Annotated in this window: 16 protein-coding genes and 3 tRNA genes; 8 read left to right on the top strand and 11 right to left on the bottom strand. The window is 55.8% G+C overall.

All coding sequences use genetic code 11. From position 1 onward, the window contains the following. Window positions 1–197: 197 nt before the first annotated feature. Window positions 198–1697 carry an FAD-dependent oxidoreductase gene (locus HMPREF9241_RS03045; protein WP_006680813.1) on the top strand — a complete coding sequence of 500 codons (1500 nt, stop codon included), beginning with the start codon at window positions 198–200 and terminating at the stop codon, window positions 1695–1697. Between the two features lie 167 nt (window positions 1698–1864). Then, window positions 1865–2740 carry a zinc metalloprotease HtpX gene (htpX, locus tag HMPREF9241_RS03050; protein WP_006680814.1) on the top strand — a complete coding sequence of 292 codons (876 nt, stop codon included), beginning with the start codon at window positions 1865–1867 and terminating at the stop codon, window positions 2738–2740. A 151-nt stretch (window positions 2741–2891) separates the two neighbouring features. On the opposite strand, the gene HMPREF9241_RS03055 is transcribed toward htpX, so the two are convergent. Then, a complete protein-coding gene (locus HMPREF9241_RS03055) occupies window positions 2892–3395 on the bottom strand; it encodes a YajQ family cyclic di-GMP-binding protein (RefSeq protein WP_006680815.1) in 504 nt (167 codons plus the stop codon). Window positions 3396–3517: 122 nt separating this feature from the next. Here HMPREF9241_RS03055 and HMPREF9241_RS03060 point away from each other — a divergent pair. The 4 genes from HMPREF9241_RS03060 (at window position 3518) to rpmG (ending at window position 4090) form a co-directional block, all read left to right on the top strand. After that, a tRNA-Tyr gene (locus tag HMPREF9241_RS03060) sits at window positions 3518–3601 on the top strand. A 91-nt stretch (window positions 3602–3692) separates the two neighbouring features. Further along, window positions 3693–3765: transfer RNA gene (locus HMPREF9241_RS03065), tRNA-Thr, on the top strand. Window positions 3766–3793: 28 nt separating this feature from the next. Next, window positions 3794–3870 (top strand) — tRNA-Met (locus HMPREF9241_RS03070). A gap of 49 nt (window positions 3871–3919) precedes the next feature. Further along, window positions 3920–4090, top strand: a complete 171-nt coding sequence (rpmG, locus tag HMPREF9241_RS03075; RefSeq protein WP_006680816.1) for a 50S ribosomal protein L33 — start codon at window positions 3920–3922, stop codon at window positions 4088–4090. 112 nt (window positions 4091–4202) lie between these two features. Here the strand turns inward: rpmG and HMPREF9241_RS03080 are convergent, their stop codons facing one another. The 8 genes from HMPREF9241_RS03080 to HMPREF9241_RS03115 form a co-directional block, all read right to left on the bottom strand. Then, complete coding sequence (locus HMPREF9241_RS03080; RefSeq protein WP_006680817.1) at window positions 4203–5882, bottom strand: sensor histidine kinase; 1680 nt, start codon at window positions 5880–5882, stop codon at window positions 4203–4205. After that, entirely contained in the window at window positions 5864–6538 is a 675-nt protein-coding gene (locus tag HMPREF9241_RS03085) for a response regulator transcription factor (protein WP_006680818.1), read from the bottom strand. The genes HMPREF9241_RS03080 and HMPREF9241_RS03085 overlap by 19 nt, the downstream gene beginning before the upstream one ends. Continuing rightward, window positions 6539–7186 carry a phosphate signaling complex protein PhoU gene (gene phoU / locus HMPREF9241_RS03090; protein ID WP_006680819.1) on the bottom strand — a complete coding sequence of 216 codons (648 nt, stop codon included), beginning with the start codon at window positions 7184–7186 and terminating at the stop codon, window positions 6539–6541. Between the two features lie 9 nt (window positions 7187–7195). Further along, on the bottom strand, window positions 7196–7951 hold the full coding sequence (gene pstB, locus HMPREF9241_RS09485) for a phosphate ABC transporter ATP-binding protein PstB (RefSeq protein ID WP_006680820.1): 756 nt from the start codon (window positions 7949–7951) through the stop codon (window positions 7196–7198). Next, the gene (gene pstA, locus HMPREF9241_RS09490; protein WP_006680821.1) at window positions 7948–8805 is read right to left on the bottom strand and encodes a phosphate ABC transporter permease PstA; all 858 of its coding nucleotides are present in this window, start codon (window positions 8803–8805) and stop codon (window positions 7948–7950) included. The genes pstB and pstA overlap by 4 nt, the downstream gene beginning before the upstream one ends. Window positions 8806–8809: 4 nt before the next feature. Continuing rightward, a complete protein-coding gene (gene pstC, locus HMPREF9241_RS03105; RefSeq protein WP_006680822.1) occupies window positions 8810–9676 on the bottom strand; it encodes a phosphate ABC transporter permease subunit PstC in 867 nt (288 codons plus the stop codon). Further along, window positions 9673–10479, bottom strand: coding sequence for a phosphate ABC transporter substrate-binding protein (locus tag HMPREF9241_RS03110; protein ID WP_006680823.1), 807 nt, complete (start codon window positions 10477–10479; stop codon window positions 9673–9675). The genes pstC and HMPREF9241_RS03110 overlap by 4 nt, the downstream gene beginning before the upstream one ends. A 115-nt stretch (window positions 10480–10594) precedes the next feature. Then, window positions 10595–11296 (bottom strand): uracil-DNA glycosylase, encoded by a 702-nt coding sequence (locus HMPREF9241_RS03115; protein WP_006680824.1) that lies wholly within the window; start codon window positions 11294–11296, stop codon window positions 10595–10597. A gap of 117 nt (window positions 11297–11413) precedes the next feature. Here HMPREF9241_RS03115 and HMPREF9241_RS03120 point away from each other — a divergent pair, with 117 nt between their 5' ends. Beyond that, the gene (locus tag HMPREF9241_RS03120) at window positions 11414–12016 is read left to right on the top strand and encodes a LytR C-terminal domain-containing protein (protein WP_006680825.1); all 603 of its coding nucleotides are present in this window, start codon (window positions 11414–11416) and stop codon (window positions 12014–12016) included. A 278-nt stretch (window positions 12017–12294) separates the two neighbouring features. Then, entirely contained in the window at window positions 12295–13920 is a 1626-nt protein-coding gene (groL, locus tag HMPREF9241_RS03125; protein WP_040318364.1) for a chaperonin GroEL, read from the top strand. Window positions 13921–14137: 217 nt separating this feature from the next. Here groL and HMPREF9241_RS03130 read toward each other — a convergent pair whose 3' ends face one another. Both HMPREF9241_RS03130 and HMPREF9241_RS03135 read right to left on the bottom strand, forming a co-directional pair. Continuing rightward, window positions 14138–14431, bottom strand: coding sequence for a WXG100 family type VII secretion target (locus HMPREF9241_RS03130; RefSeq protein ID WP_006680827.1), 294 nt, complete (start codon window positions 14429–14431; stop codon window positions 14138–14140). A gap of 141 nt (window positions 14432–14572) precedes the next feature. Next, window positions 14573–15529, bottom strand: coding sequence for an HD domain-containing protein (locus HMPREF9241_RS03135; RefSeq protein WP_006680828.1), 957 nt, complete (start codon window positions 15527–15529; stop codon window positions 14573–14575). Window positions 15530–15574: the final 45 nt, after the last annotated feature.

Raw genomic sequence — 15574 nt, forward strand, 5'->3', positions numbered from 1 at the left:
CCTGCCAAGAGTTCGTTCGAGCCTCGTGCGCGAACCCAACCGGAGCATCAGAGAAGGTGAAACTCTCCACCAAATGGGTGAAGCCGGTTACGAAATGGCGAGATTTGCGCGATCGACACTAGGATCAACACAGATAGATTTTCAAGTTGTCCTGTTTGCGTAAATCAAAACGCGTGGGGCTTCGAAGGGAGAACGGGTTGACTGCGCTCAACGTTGCTGTCATTGGTGCTGGTCCTGCGGGTATTTATGCCTCCGATATTTTGTCGAAGTCTGGGTTGGACGTGAACATCGACCTCTTCGAGCGTCTGCCCGCTCCCTACGGTCTGGTCCGCTACGGTGTTGCCCCCGACCACCCGCGTATTAAGCAGATCATTGTTGCCTTGTACAAGATCCTGCAGCGCGGTGACATTCGACTGCTGGGCAACGTTGAAATCGGTCGCGACGTCACGATCGATGATCTGCGCGAACACTACGATGCGGTCATTATCGCGACGGGTGCCGACCGCGATGCTCCGCTGAATATTCCCGGCGTTGATCTGCCGGAGTCCTACGGTGCAGCCGATTTCGTGTCCTGGTACGACGGCAACCCGGATTACCCGCGCACCTGGCCGCTTGAGGCGAAGGAAATCGCGGTCGTGGGTGTTGGCAATGTTGCGTTGGACGTTGCGCGGGTTCTGGCGAAGCACGCCGAAGACATGATGGTCACCGAGGTTCCTGAAAACGTCGCAGAGGGGCTGAAGAACAATCCCGTCACCGACGTGCACGTTTTCGGTCGTCGAGGTCCCGCACAGGTGAAGTTCACCCCGTTGGAACTGCGCGAACTGGGCAAGGTGCCCGACGTTGACATCATCGTTTCTGAAGAAGACTTCGACTTCGATGAGGGCAGTGAGCGGGCTCTGCGCGAATCCAACCAGCAGCGCCAGGTTGTCAAGACTCTGACGAACTACGCGATGGCTGACGAGGATGAACACACGGCAAGCCGTCGCATCCACATTCACCTGTTCCAGTCGCCGGCCGAGATTGTTGCCGATGACAAGGGGCATGTGAAGGCGATTCGTACCGAGCGTACGGAGCTGACTGGCGATGGAAACGTGCGTGGCACGGGTGTCATCACGACGTGGCCGGTGCAGGCGGTTTATCGCGCTGTCGGCTACTACTCGTCGCCGATTCCTGGCCTGCCGTTCGATACTGCTCGCGGCGTTGTCCCGAACGTTGAGGGCCGAGTTGTTCCGACGCCGGAGGCGAGCGAGGACGAGGCTCTGACGGGCATGTACGCCACCGGTTGGATTAAGCGTGGTCCGGTTGGTCTGATTGGTTCGACGAAGTCTGATGCTCAGCAGACGATCTCCCACTTGGTGGAGGATGCGAATGCTGGACGTCTGCACGCGTCCTCGTCCGCGGTGGGCCACGAAGCGATGGTGAACCTGCTGAACGAGCGTGGCGTCGAATTCACGACCTGGGAAGGCTGGGAACTGCTTGATGAATACGAGCGTGCACTCGGCTCCGAATACGGCGAGCTTCCCGAAGGTCGTGGCGTGCGTGAGCGCGTGAAGGTTGTTTCCCGTCGCGCGATGACAGACATTTCACGAGGTTCCGATTCGAAGCCCACTGACCTGATTGGTCAGATGGGAGAGATGGGTGTTCCTTCAGCTCCCGAGCGTTTCGATGACTACACCGGTCCGGGACGAAGCAAGTAACGTTTTCCTTGTGTGGGCGGGCAGTGCTTTTCTCAGGCCTGCCCGCCCCTTGTTTCAAGGGCAATGCTGATCCCCGCGAGGGCGCTCGTTGGCGATAAGAGGCAGATTTCAGATAGTGTTCCGATTGTTTTCAGGGCTTACCCAGACAGTTCTCATATTCTGTTTCTATGACGCAGCGTAGATATCACAACGGCTTGAAGACGGCGTTCCTGCTGGGAGGCATGTGGGCGCTTCTACTGGTGATTGGTGGTTTGATTGCCGGTTCAACCGGTCGATCAATCTGGATTTGGATCTTTGCGGGTATTGGATTGGTTCAGACCGCAGTGTCCTACTGGAACTCGGCAACAATTGCACTGCGATCAATGAACGCTTATCAGGTGACGCGGGAAGAACGGCCTGACCTGTATCGAATTGTTGAAGAGCTGGCTGCGCGTGCAAATCAGCCGGTGCCTTCCATTTGGGTCGCTCCGACTATGACTCCGAATGCGTTCGCAACGGGGCGCGACCCGAACCATGCAGCCGTGTGTTGTACCGAAGGCATCCTTGAAATATTGGGCGAGCGCGAGCTACGTGGCGTCCTGGGGCATGAACTGATGCACGTCTACAATCGTGACATCCTGACCTCGTCCGTTGCGGCGGGTATTGCTGGTCTGATCGGATCAGTCGCGCAATTCCTCATGTTCTTCGGTGGTGGGAGCAGGCGTGATGGCGAAGGCGGGGGAGTGGGCATTATCGGTTCGATCCTCATCGCCCTTCTGGCGCCGTTTGCTGCGACCCTCATTCAGTTCTCCCTGTCGCGCACCCGCGAGTTCGACGCGGACGAGGACGGATCGAAACTGACTGGAGATCCTCTGGCCTTAGCCTCCGCATTGCGCAAGCTGGAGCAGGTCACGGCACACCGTCCAATGGAACAAACTCCGGCCAACCAATCCGTTGCTGCCATGATGATCGCCAATCCCTTCGGCAAGGTGCGCAATCTGTTCTCAACGCACCCGTCAATGGATGAGCGTTGCGCGCGCCTCGAAAAAATGGCCGGCTACTGACCCTCTTCCTGTTTGCGCAACGGGCGGAACGAGGTCGCATCTGCTCGCCCAACGTGCATCACACTTGGGTGAAAGTCGTCACATGGACTGTATAAGGCGGGCGGGGTGGGAGCATTCGCTTCCACCCCGCCCGGCCTCGTGAATCGAAAAATCAGCGGTAGTTCACGAACTGTAACGCGACATCAATGTTCTCGCCGGCCGGGCCCTTCAACAGTGCAATCACAGCTTGAAGGTCATCACGAGACTTCGAAGAAACGCGAAGTTCGTCACCCTGAATCTGGGCTTTCACACCCTTCGGGCCCTCATCACGGATGAGCTTCGCGATCTTCTTCGCAGCATCCTGAGCAATACCTTCACGCAGGGGAGTGACCAACTTGTAGATCTTGCCCGACGGCTTCGGCTCGCGATCCTTATAGTCCAGGCTCTTCAAAGAAATGCCGCGACGAATCAGCTTTGTCTGCAGAACATCAAGGATTGCAAGGACTCGATCGGCGGAATTCGCTTCCATTTCAATCGCGTCACCGCTCAACTTGATCGCTGCATTAACGTTACGGAAGTCGTAACGCGTCGAAATTTCCTTCGCAGCTTGGTTCACTGCGTTATCAACTTCCTGACGATCCAACTTGGAAACAATATCGAACGAGGAATCTGCCATGGGCTTTCCCTTCCTTGTAAATGCGCGGTTCGTGGGCAGGTGAGTCCGACCAGCGGTCCGCCGATTGGCGTTGAGGATAATTTATCTGTTATTCTTCCACGGCACCGAAAAAATTGGTGCACGGCGGGGTACCCGAGCGGCCAAAGGGAGCTGACTGTAAATCAGCCGCGTAAGCTACGGGGGTTCGAATCCCTCCCCCGCCACCATCTTGGATGTATCCAAGATCCATCGTGTGAGGTCATTCTCAGACTGACAGATTGCTAAAGCAATTGGAACTGAGATAGGCTCTTTCGCGTTGCCCCGATAGCTCAGTCGGCAGAGCGTCTCCATGGTAAGGAGAAGGTCAAGGGTTCGATTCCCTTTCGGGGCTCAGGTAGCGACGAGGGTCGCGCCATTGCGGCGGGGTAGCTCAGCTGGTCAGAGCGCACGACTCATAATCGTGAGGTCGCGGGTTCGAGCCCCGCCCCCGCTACCAGATATCAGGTCGCGCGCCGACAAACTACTGAAGCAAAAGAGGACACACCGTGGCAAGCAAGTCTCAGGATGTTCGCCCCAAGATCACTCTGGCCTGCTCGGAGTGCAAGGAGCGCAACTACATCACCAAGAAGAACCGTCGTAACACGCCGGATCGTCTGGAACTCGCGAAGTACTGCCCGCGTTGCCGCAAGTCCACTGCGCACCGCGAGACTCGCTGAGTAAGCAGTAAATAATCCCCGAAGCACGTGCTTCGGGGATTTTTGTTTGCCCAGATTCTGCTCAGATTCAGGTCGCGTTGAACCGGCCTCGAAGGTACGCCGGTGGGAATGGCTAGGGGAGTTGTGCTCGCTCGAACGTGACCGCGACGGTTGTTCCCTGACCGAGGTCGCTGTCCAACGCGATCTGAGCATTGTGGTAGTTGACCGCGTGCTTAACAATCGACAGGCCCAACCCGGTTCCACCAGACTCTTTCGAATGGCTCTTATCGACGCGGTAGAATCGCTCAAAAATACGCTCCTGCTCTTCGGGGGCAATGCCGATTCCCTCGTCGCGAACATTGAGCTCAACCGTTTGATCGGTCGTAGTAACACCGATGGTGACCGTCGATGACGGGTGTGAGTACTTCAGGGCGTTATCGGCAAGATTGAATACGATTTCGTAGATCAATCGACGAATTGCGAGGATCATGCCGTCGTTTCCTTCAAGTGCAAAGCGAATATTCTTCGCCTGCGCTGAAGGCTGAAGCGTATCAACGACTTCGCGACACACAGCTAGAAGTGACACCGGCTCCTTTGGAGCATCGACTCCTTCATCTAGGTGAGAAAGCTGGATGACGTCATCAATAAGATCAACAAGACGCGATGACTCATGGCGAATATGCCCAACAAAACGAGGCAAATCCTCCCCGTCAACAAAACCGCTCTCGATCAGTTCAGCTGAGCCAATAATGCCCTGCAAAGGCGTTTTCAATTCGTGCGACACATTCGCGGTAAATTCACGGCGAATTTTTTCGTGTGTTGCTTGAACCGTCACATCGAACGCCAGAATCACCACCCCAACGGGCTGACCATCAGAATCGATCCTGCTGCAATCAAACTGGAATTCTCGATCACCTATAGGCAAACGGAGTGAAGAGAAACCAATCTTTTTTCCGCGTTCGATGCCATCCCACAACGCATGCCCGTGATGAATGGTCCGCAAGTTGGTACCGACGCAGGTGGTATCCGTGTTAAACAATCGCTGAGCTGCTGGATTGATGGATAGTACGCGATAGTTTTCGTCCAGAAGGATGAGGCCCTCGCGAATATTGCTTGTGATCAACGTGAACTCATCGCTCCGCCTGCGAACGGTCGCAAGTTGAGTCTTCAACTCATTGTGCTGAGCGTCGATACGCTCTAGCGTCGGAGTCAGCTCAACGTAGGTATCGTTCAACAGTGGCTGATCCAGATCGATGCTGTTGAGTGGCTCAATAATTCGCCGGGATATTCGATGAGCAACAAAAGCTGAGATGAGCATGGCACTCAGGATTACTGCCAGTACCGGGACGATCGCTCCAATAGCAAGGGACACGACGGTTGCCCTGCTTATTGAAATGCGAAGAATGGTGCCGTCGGGAAGGCGTTCGGCTTCGTAGAGGGTTTGCTCAGTCAGCGTCGACGAATAACGAGAGCTTGAACCATGCCCATTCGCGCGTGCCTCAGCGATCTCTTCACGGTCAAAATGGTTCTTCAGCGTAGCCGGAGCCGCCTCGCTGTCGTAGATGACACTGCCGTCGGCATCGACCCACGTCAATCGGTAGACTCCCGGCTTAAAGTCTTGCAGGTAGTTTTCTCCAGATACCTGGACGCCATGGACCGCGCACTCTAATTCGTCGCGTAACTGGTGGTCTTGAATCGACGTGAAGTAGTGCCACAGGGTGGCTGAAATGACGCAGAAAGATACCAGGAGAACCGTCGCAGACGCTCCCAAAATCGAACGGAAAACACGAGTTGTCAGTCTTTGCTTACCCACCGATACCCTACGTTCCTCAAAGTTTCGATCTTTGATGCGTACGGTCCAAGTTTTCCTCTGAGTGTGCGAATGTGCATATCCAGGGTTCTGCTATCACCGATATAGTCGGTTTCCCACACGTCCCAGAAGATTTGCTCGCGTGTGAATGCCGTTCCCGGGCGTGAAAGAAGCAGTCGCAATAGAGCGAATTCTTTCGCAGTTAGGAAGATGCGTTCGTCGCCGATAAAGACTGTATACTCATCGAAGTTCACGACGAGATCACCGTGGGTGAAGACATCCGCAAGACGGTCTGGTTCTGTGCGACGTAAAACAGCTTTCACTCGTGAAACGAGTTCGAGCACGGAGAACGGCTTCACCAGATAATCGTCGGCTCCCATGTCAAGAGTCTTAATCTTGTCGAACTCTTGGCCCTTTGCGGTTGCCATGATGACGGGTAAATCTTTGAGCGTGGATGATGCGCGCATACGACGGAGTAACTCAATGCCATCGATGCCAGGAAGCATGACGTCAAGAACGACCAGCTGGGGACGTTCTTTCTGCAGGGCTTCCCAAAACGACGTGCCATCGTCGAAACTGCGAGCTTCGAAGCCGGTAGCGCGCAGAGTATGCACTTCGATATCTCGAGTGCTGGCATCGTCTTCGACACACCAAATCAATTAGATTTCATCCTCGTGTTGTCCCGTGACGGAGAAAACAATCCACTCCGCAATGTTCGTGGCGTGATCGCCGATACGTTCAAAATACTTTGCAATGATCAATAAATCGAGCGCAAGCTCTCCGTCGGTCGAACCGTTCGCAATCATGTGAATGATATTTGATTTCATCTGATTGAAATAGGAATCTACGATGTCGTCATCGGCCACAACACCCAGCGCTTTATCGACATCGCGGGCAACGAACGCCTGGATCGCGTTGGAGAGCATGGAACGTGTTGCTTCAGCCATCATGCTGGTCGTATCAATGTCAGGCAGGTGCCGTCCGTTAAAGAAGGCGACGATTTCGGTGATCTCTTGTGCTTGATCGCCAATTCGTTTCATGTCGGTGATCATCTTTAACGCGGCCGAGACAAGATGCAGGTCTTTCGCAACAGGTTGTTCGTGCAGAACAAGGGCAAGACACCTGCGTTCGATTGTGCGCTCTGTTTGCCGGATTTCTTCGGAGAGTTCTTGGACGTACTGGATCGACTCGATATTGCCCAACGCGAGAGCCTTTTCAGCTCCCAATATTGCTTCTTCACATAGTGACCCCATGGTGATGAGTTCGCTGGTCAGTGTGTTCAGGTGGCGTTCAAATTTGATTCTCATTGGGATTCCTTATCCGAAGCGGCCGGTGATGTAGGATTCTGTGCGTTCATGTTGAGGGCGATCAAAGACCTCGTGCGTTCTGCCAACTTCGATGAGCTCACCCAGGAGGAAGAATGCGGTGTAGTCGGAGATACGTGCGGCTTGCTGAAGGTTGTGCGTGACGATGACGATCGTGTAGTCCTCTTTCAGCTCGCCGACGAGGTCTTCGACGCGTGCCGTTGAGATCGGATCCAGTGCGCTGGTGGGTTCGTCCATGAGGACGATACGAGGCTCCACAGCGAGCGCTCGAGCAATGCAGAGGCGTTGCTGTTGGCCTCCCGACAATCCCAGAGCGTTTTTGTGAAGACGGTCCTTTACCTCTTCCCAGATTGCGGCTCTGGTGAGTGCTTGTTCGACGATTAGATCAAGGTCCTTCTTCTTACGGATGCCGTGTGTTCGCGGACCGTAAGCGACGTTGTCGTAGATGCTCATTGGAAACGGATTCGGTTTCTGGAAGACCATCCCGATTTCACGTCGTAGATCGTTGACGTCAACGTCCCTGTCAAAGATGTCGTTGCCGTCGTAGCGGACCTCTCCGTTGATACGCACGGTGGGAACAAGGTCGTTCATCCGATTGAGGGTCTTAAGGAATGTTGATTTTCCGCAACCGGATGGGCCGATGAGTGCGGTGACAGTGTTTTCGGGGATGTCGAGGCTAACGTTTTTCAAGGCTTGATGTTCGCCGTACCAGAGGCAGAGGTCGCTTGCACTCATAATCGGATTCATACAGCTCGTTTCCTTTCGAAATAGCGACCTGTTTGCGTCGCGATACCGTTGATAATCAGGGGGAGGATCAGTAATAGCGCTCCAAGTGCGAAAGCGACTGTGAAATCGCCGTTTTCTTTGGCGTAGACGTAGAGACTGACGGAAAGAGTCGCGCCGGGAGAATGGAGGGAGTCGAAGAACCCGTGCACTGTGTGAGCGAAACCCGCCGTGAAGAGCAAAGCCGCGGACTCGCCCAGAATTCTTCCGACAGATAGGATGCAACCGGTGATGACGCCGTCGATGGCCTGAGGAAGAACGACCGTGCGGATTGTCCGCCACTTTCCTGCTCCCAATCCGAATGCGCCTTCGCGATAGCTTTGTGGCACGGATTTCAGGGATTCTTGAGTGCTCCGGATGACGGTCGGAAGATTCATAATGACCAGGGTGAGAGCGCCTGCCAGGAGGGAGGTTCCGATCGTGTTTGAGAACAGGAGCATTCCGACAAGACCAAAGATGATCGACGGGATTCCGGCGAGAGTTTCTGTGGCGTATTCGATGGTCTGAACGATCCGCTTGTTCGTTGCGTACTCGTTCAAATAGATCGCGGCTCCGACTCCCAGCGGGATGACAAAAGCGAGGGTCGCAAGAACGATATACAGGGTGTTCAAAATGTCGGGAAGAATGCCGACTCGCTTGCCAATGTAACTGGGCGCGGTTGAGAGCATTTCCCATGTGATGTGGGGGATTCCTTGCGCAAGGACGTAGATCATCAGGCTGATGGCCAAGGTGACGGTGAGTGCGGTACTCAGGTACATCGCCGTTGAAACAGCGATGGCGTAGATGCGCCGGGACAGGCGTGGTCGTGTGTTCCGCATGCGTTTACTTCTTTTCTTTTTTCACCATGACGTTCAACGAGAGGTTGATTGCCAGAATGAACAGGAATAGAACCAGCGCGATCGAAAACAGAGCTTGGCGTTGGAGTCCGGCGGAATATGACATTTCAGAAGCGACTGCCGTTGTCAGGAACCGTACGGATTGGAACAGTGAATTCGGCATATTTGGCGCATTTCCGGCGACCATCATGACGGCCATGGCTTCCCCGATGGCTCGTCCGATACCAAGAACGATCGATGTTGCGATTCCGCTTTTTGCTGTCGGAACGGATACGCGGAAGATAGTTTCCAGAGGGGTGGCGCCTAGGGCCAGTGAGGCCTCTTCCAGTTCACGAGGCACTGCGTCGAGCGCGGTGATCGACATTTTGATGATCGAGGGCAGGATCATGACTGCCAGCACGATGATCGCTGCGAGGAGTGTCGCGCCGTCCGGCACGCTGAATGTCGCACGGATGAAGGGGACGAGCACGATCATGCCGACCAAGCCGAAGACAACGGATGGCACTCCGGCAAGCAGGTTGACGATTGTTTCTACGCTTCGTCGCAGTCGTAAGGGAGCGATCTTTGCAAGAAATACCGCGGTGAAGAATCCCAGCGGAACGCCCAGAAGGATGGCTCCGGCAGTGCCGTAAATGCTGGAGAGAATAAACGGCGCAATCCCGTAGAGGGGCGGAGTTGAGGTCGAGGCCCACTGGGTTCCGAAAAGGAAAGGAATGACGCCAATCGAGTGGATAGCTGGTAGGCCGGAGACAATGAGGAAGACGGTAATGAGGATGACCGAGAGAACACTGATTGTCCCTAATACGAGGAAAAGGCCGTGGAGGACCTTTTCAAGGTTGCGGGCGTATTTCATGAGTGTGCCGGAACCGCTCCGCTAGACAGGATCAGCTCGTAGGCGTTTTCCGACGTGGCGAAGTCAAAGAACTTTTGTGCGTTCTCAGAAAGAGCGCTTCCTTCCTTCGTGACAAGAACGAAGGGGCGCTGAATGACGTAGGTTCCGTTTTGGGTGTTTTCTTCGGTGGGCTGGACTCCGTCCACGCTCAGAGCGTGGACGGAGTCGTTGACGGAAGCTTCAGCTGCGTATCCGATTGCTGCAGGGTTTTGCGATACGGCGGTGATGACGTCGCCCGTCGAGGTGAGCTCTTGACGGTATTTGTTCTGATCTTCAGTTTGAGTGATGGATTCGAAGCCGTCTCGGGTTCCGGATCCGGCTTCACGGCCGATAAGAACGATCTCCTCATTGTTTCCACCGATCTCAGACCAGTTGGTGATGTTGCCGGTGTAGATGTCGGCAATTTGTTCGACGCTCAGGTCAGTGATGGGGTTGTTGGGATTGACAACAACGGCGATTGCTTCGCGTGCAAGAAGCGTTTCTTTCAGTCCAAGGGCTTTTTCTTCGTCCTTGAGGCTTCGCGATGACAAGCCAATGTCGGTTCGTCCGTCTTTGACCGCTTGGATTCCGGATCCAGAACCCGTCGGGTTGTAGGTGAATGCGATGCCGGTTTCGTTAGTGAATGATTCGCCGAGGCTCCCGATGAGCTTTTCCATGGATGTTGAGCCTTCGGTGGAAACGCCACTTCCTTGGTTGGGAGCGCATGCGGCGAGTGCAAGGGGCAGTAGGGTTCCGGCAGCGAGAGTTGTGATGATTTTCTTCATCAGGTCTTTCTCCTTCAACGTGATCGATGATGACCACGCTCAAGTCTGAAAGACGGATGTAAGGGGCAAAGATGAAGAATGTCAACTCTATGTAAATTTTTCCCGTGCCGATGTTTTAGGGGAGTTGCCAATTGATTGGCGTTGCTCCTTGAGCCCGAAGAAGGTCATTTGCCTTCGAGAAAGGCCTCGAACCAAAAAACCCGCGACGTGCTGACAAAGGGGATGGGTGCACCGACTTGATGATCGGGAAGCGGTTCAGTCGCGGTTCCAGCGTCTGTGCCGGTCGGCCCCAGAGGATTGCCACCAGCGGTTGTGGTGTGCCCTCGTCATCTGTGCGGGCAACAAGAGCATCGATCGCGCATTCGGTGACCTCCTCCCACCCGCGTTTCTGGTGTGAGCCTGGGGCACCCGGGCGAACCGTGAGCACTCTGTTGAGCAGACAGACTCCCTCGCGCGCCCACGGCGTCAAGTCACCGGATGTCGGTCGCGGGAGGCCTAGGTCCGACTCCAGTTCGGTGAAAATATTGACGAGGGACCGCGGAATCGGTGTCCCCGGAGTGACGGAGAAACTGAGCCCCATCGCGTGCCCGGGCGTGGGATATGGATCTTGACCGACGATCAGTACTTTCACGTCGTTAAATGGGTAGGTGAACGCTCGCAGTACATCCGTACCAGCGGGCAGATAGTTGTGCCCGGCTTTGATTTCTTTGCGGAGCATTACTCCCAACTCATGAATCTTGTCTTCAACGGGCGCCAAGGCTTCAGCCCATCCGGGATCGATGAGATTGATAAGCGGTTGAGGAGCAACGTCATTCATATGCTCAGATTAGTGCGATCGAAGCCGCGATGTTTATCTGATTGTGATACGTGGCGAGGCCTCGGCGCGCCGGCGTCTTCTTCGGCATCGAAACGTGCGTGACGTTAGGCTAAAAGGGTGAGTTCAGTTAACCCTCGTGATGAATTTGATGTTGCCGGCGAAGATATGCCTGTCGGTATGCACCGCCCTCAGCCGTCGAAGTGGAAGTCAGTCTGGCCATTCCTGGTCATTCTGATCGTTGTTCCTCTACTGGCTTGGGGAGCAAGTAGCCTTCTGACGAACAGGCCGACCTCGTCGAATACGACTGTCGCCTCTTCAGGGCAATCCGAAGCGCAGTCGGCTCAGTCGACACCTGAAACCACCCAGTCTGCTCCCGCTGAACAGGCTGAATCTGCTCGGTCGGAACCGGTAACCGAACCGGAATCAACGCCCGCCCCGGCGAACGAACCCATCGTTGACACCAACGTGAAGATTTCAGTGCTGAACGGTACCGGCCGAAACGGTTTGGCAGCTCAGACCGCCGAAGAGCTCACCGCAGCAGGCTTTGCCGGTGCCGCGACGGGCAACGCAACCGGTTGGAGAACCGACGTTTCAACCGTTTACTACCAGGATCCGAACTTGGAAGCCAGCGCGCGAGCAGTTGCCGAAGCTGTCGGCATCACGAACGTTCAGCAGTCGAATAACATCGGCGATTCAGATATTGTCGTTCTGTTGAGGTAGTCCCGCTTCGCGCTCTAGGCGCGAACGCGACACTAGCAGGAGTGGTCAGTCGAAAATCGACTGGCCACTTTGCTGTTTGCGCCCACAGCGAACCCCGTTTGCCTCGTCTTGCACTCGAAAGGGGAGAGTGCCAAACTTGACTTAGCACTCGCCACGGCAGAGTGATAAAACCAGCGGGAAGGTGAGGGGCGTTCGGCATCTGGAAAGGCCAGATGAACAGCGTTCCGTCCGTCGCGGGCACCATCCCCAATCCGCACCGCGGAAGGAAAGACACACCAATGGCAAAGATCATTCACTTCGACGAGGACGCACGTCGCGGCATGGAACGTGGCCTGAACCTCCTCGCTGATACTGTCAAGGTCACCCTCGGCCCCAAGGGTCGCAACGTTGTTCTCGACAAGAAGTGGGGCGCCCCCACCATCACCAAGGACGGCGTCTCTGTCGCAAAGGAAATCGACCTTGAGGATCCGTTCGAGCGCATTGGCGCCGAACTGGTGAAGGAAGTTGCTAAGAAGACCGACGACGTTGCAGGTGACGGCACGACCACCGCAACCGTTCTTGCTCAGGCGCTCGTCCGTGAAGGCCTCCGTAACGTTGCAGCCGGCTCGAACCCGATCGCTCTCAAGCGCGGTATTGACCAGGCTGTCTCCGCTATCGTCGAACAGCTCCACAACGACTCCAAGCCTGTCGAAACGTCCGAGCAGATCGCAGCAACCGCTTCGATCTCCGCTAACGATCTGGCCATCGGCCAGCTGATCGCTCAGGCATTCGAGAAGGTCGGCGCAGAAGGCGTCGTCACCGTCGAAGAAACCAACTCCTTCGATACCACCCTCGAAACCACCGAAGGTATGCGTTTCGACAAGGGCTTCCTGTCCGCCTACTTCGTCACTGACACCGAGCGCCAGGAAGCCGTCCTCGAGGACGCCTACGTACTCCTTATGGACTCGAAGATCTCGAACGTCAAGGACATCGTCCCCGTTCTCGAGAAGGTCATGCAGACCGGCAAGCCCCTGCTGATCGTCGCCGAAGATGTCGAGGGCGAAGCTCTGGCAACCCTCGTCGTCAACAAGATCCGTGGCACCTTCAAGTCCATCGCCGTCAAGGCACCGGGCTTCGGTGACCGTCGCAAGGCAATGCTCCAGGACATGGCAATCCTGACCGGTGGCCAGGTCATCTCCGAAACCGTTGGCCTTTCCCTTGAAAACGCTGATCTTGAACTGCTTGGTCGCGCACGCAAGGTCGTAGTCTCCAAGGACGAAACCACCATCGTCGAAGGCGCTGGCGAAAAGGAAATGATCGACGCTCGCGTCCGTCAGATCCGCCAGGAGATCGACAACACCGACTCCGACTACGACCGCGAGAAGCTCCAGGAACGCCTCGCCAAGCTCTCCGGTGGCGTTGCCGTCATCAAGTCCGGCGCTGCAACCGAGGTCGAACTCAAGGAACGTAAGCACCGCATCGAAGACGCAGTGCGTAATGCTCGCGCAGCCTCCGAAGAGGGCCTCGTCGCCGGTGGTGGCGTTGCTCTGATCCAGGCCGCTGACCGCGCACTGGCAACCCTCGAAGGCCTGCCCGGCGATGAAGCAACCGGCGTGAACATCGTCCGCGTCGCAATCTCCGCTCCGCTCAAGCAGATCGCTGAGAACGCTGGCTTCGAAGGTGGCGTTGTCGCAGATCGTGTCGCAGCAATGGAACCGGGTCACGGCCTGAACGCAGCAACCGGCGAATATGGCGACCTGATGGCAGCCGGCATCTCTGACCCGGTGAAGGTCACCCGCTCTGCTCTGCAGAACGCTGCTTCGATTGCAGGCATGTTCCTGACCACCGAAGCTGTCGTAGCCGACAAGCCTGAACCGCCGGCACCGGCCGGTGGCGAAGACGCTGGCATGGGTGGCATGTACTGAGCCACTGATGCTCGCGCGCGTCTCGCGTAGCTGAAAACAACCGGGGCCGACCCTGAGATGAGGGTCGGCCCCGACTGTCTCTTCAGACCAGTCGAGCAAGTGGTATCAGGCGTGTCTGTGGAACCATCGGCATTACTCAGGCGTCTGATGTTGGCACCTGGAGCAAACGCCAGTAGACAAGCCCATCAGACGCTTCCGTGAGAGCGTGAAATATGGCTTATGCGCCCACAAAAAGGCCTGCGCTCGCGGCCTCGGCGTCTTCGTAGCTTTGGGCTGCAATCTGCATATGAGATCCGATCGTGTCCAAAGATGCTTCGACCTGCGCTTGTGTGGCTTGCCAGGAAGCGACGCATGTCTGAAAATTTGCTTGCGCAGCGCCTGTCCATGAGCCTTCCAAGGCCTGTAGGTCTGCGAGCATCGTCTGAATCTGCGAACGGATTTCGTTGCTGAGGACACTGACGCGCATAGCACTCGCTGAGATTTGCGAAGAATCGACGGTGAAAACTGCCATGAGAATCCCTTTCCAATCGTGGTGACGCACATTGAAAAATGGTGCGTACGCCCACGCTAGGAAAGAAAGGACGAAGCAGAAACCGGGCGAGCGCTCAATTGTGGATAAGTGTCACCCGCACACAATGTGGATAAGTCTGGCTTATGCCGGGTTTGCCGGCAGATCCATTGCTTCGATCGCGCTTTCAAGGGACGACGTTGTTTCATCGTCTTCTGGAGCGATAGGCTCTGTAGGAATGACGATCTTCGGCAGGGTGCCGGTCATCGTGAGTTCGTCTGCCGGAGTTTCGACCGTAGCAACGTTCTTCTTCAGATGGCGTCGCTTTAAGATGATGGTGCCGGTTGTGGTGAGATCCTCTTCGGGGGCGTCGTCGGAATCATCCGTGTCGTCGGCATCGTCATTGTTGTCACCGCACTGGCAGAGTGCGGAGTTGATTTTTGCTAGTTCGACTTCCAGGTTGAAACGGGCGGCGTCTTCCCACGCGCTTCCCAGTGGTGACTGGTAGAGCGGGTCGTAGGACAGGAGCTTGATAATCAGTGCGCGGCGTGCTTTGAGGAAGGGAGTTTCTTCCAGGTCGGCGAGTTCGTTGCGTAGCTTCTCGCGGTACTTCTTGTATTCCTGTGGGCTTCCGGCCAGCAGTGCGAGGTCGGCGTCCACCAGTACCTGGGCGTCCACATCGTCACGCGGTGCGCGGTGCTTGGCGAGGTATCCGATGAGTTCACCGATACGGTTTGTCACGTCTTCGCTGACGCCGAGCGATTCCATGTGCTCGGCGGTGTTGGCGACGCACTCGTTGACGGTCGCCTGCGGGTCGATGCCCTTGAGTTTCACCGCGATGCAACGGTTGAGGGTTGCGCCTCTGTACCATGCGGCGACGCGGAGGACGTCTGGGTCGTGTGTGGTTGCAGAGAGCTCATCGATGCGCGTAAGAACGTTAATCAGATGATGCAGGTTATGCAGAGCTAGGCGCTCGTCGGACCATTCTTCGACAAGTGCGTGCGCTTCTTGAGTTAGTCGGTCAACCGAGGCGGTTGTGCCGAGTTCAATCATGGCGTCAGTAAACGAGCTGATAAGCCATTGTGGTGCTCCAGCACCCATACGCTCACTCCTGTTTTAGGGATATGCCGAAATCATACTCAGGGG

The organism is Schaalia turicensis ACS-279-V-Col4 (assembly GCF_000296505.1).
Lineage (GTDB): Bacteria > Actinomycetota > Actinomycetes > Actinomycetales > Actinomycetaceae > Pauljensenia > Pauljensenia turicensis_A.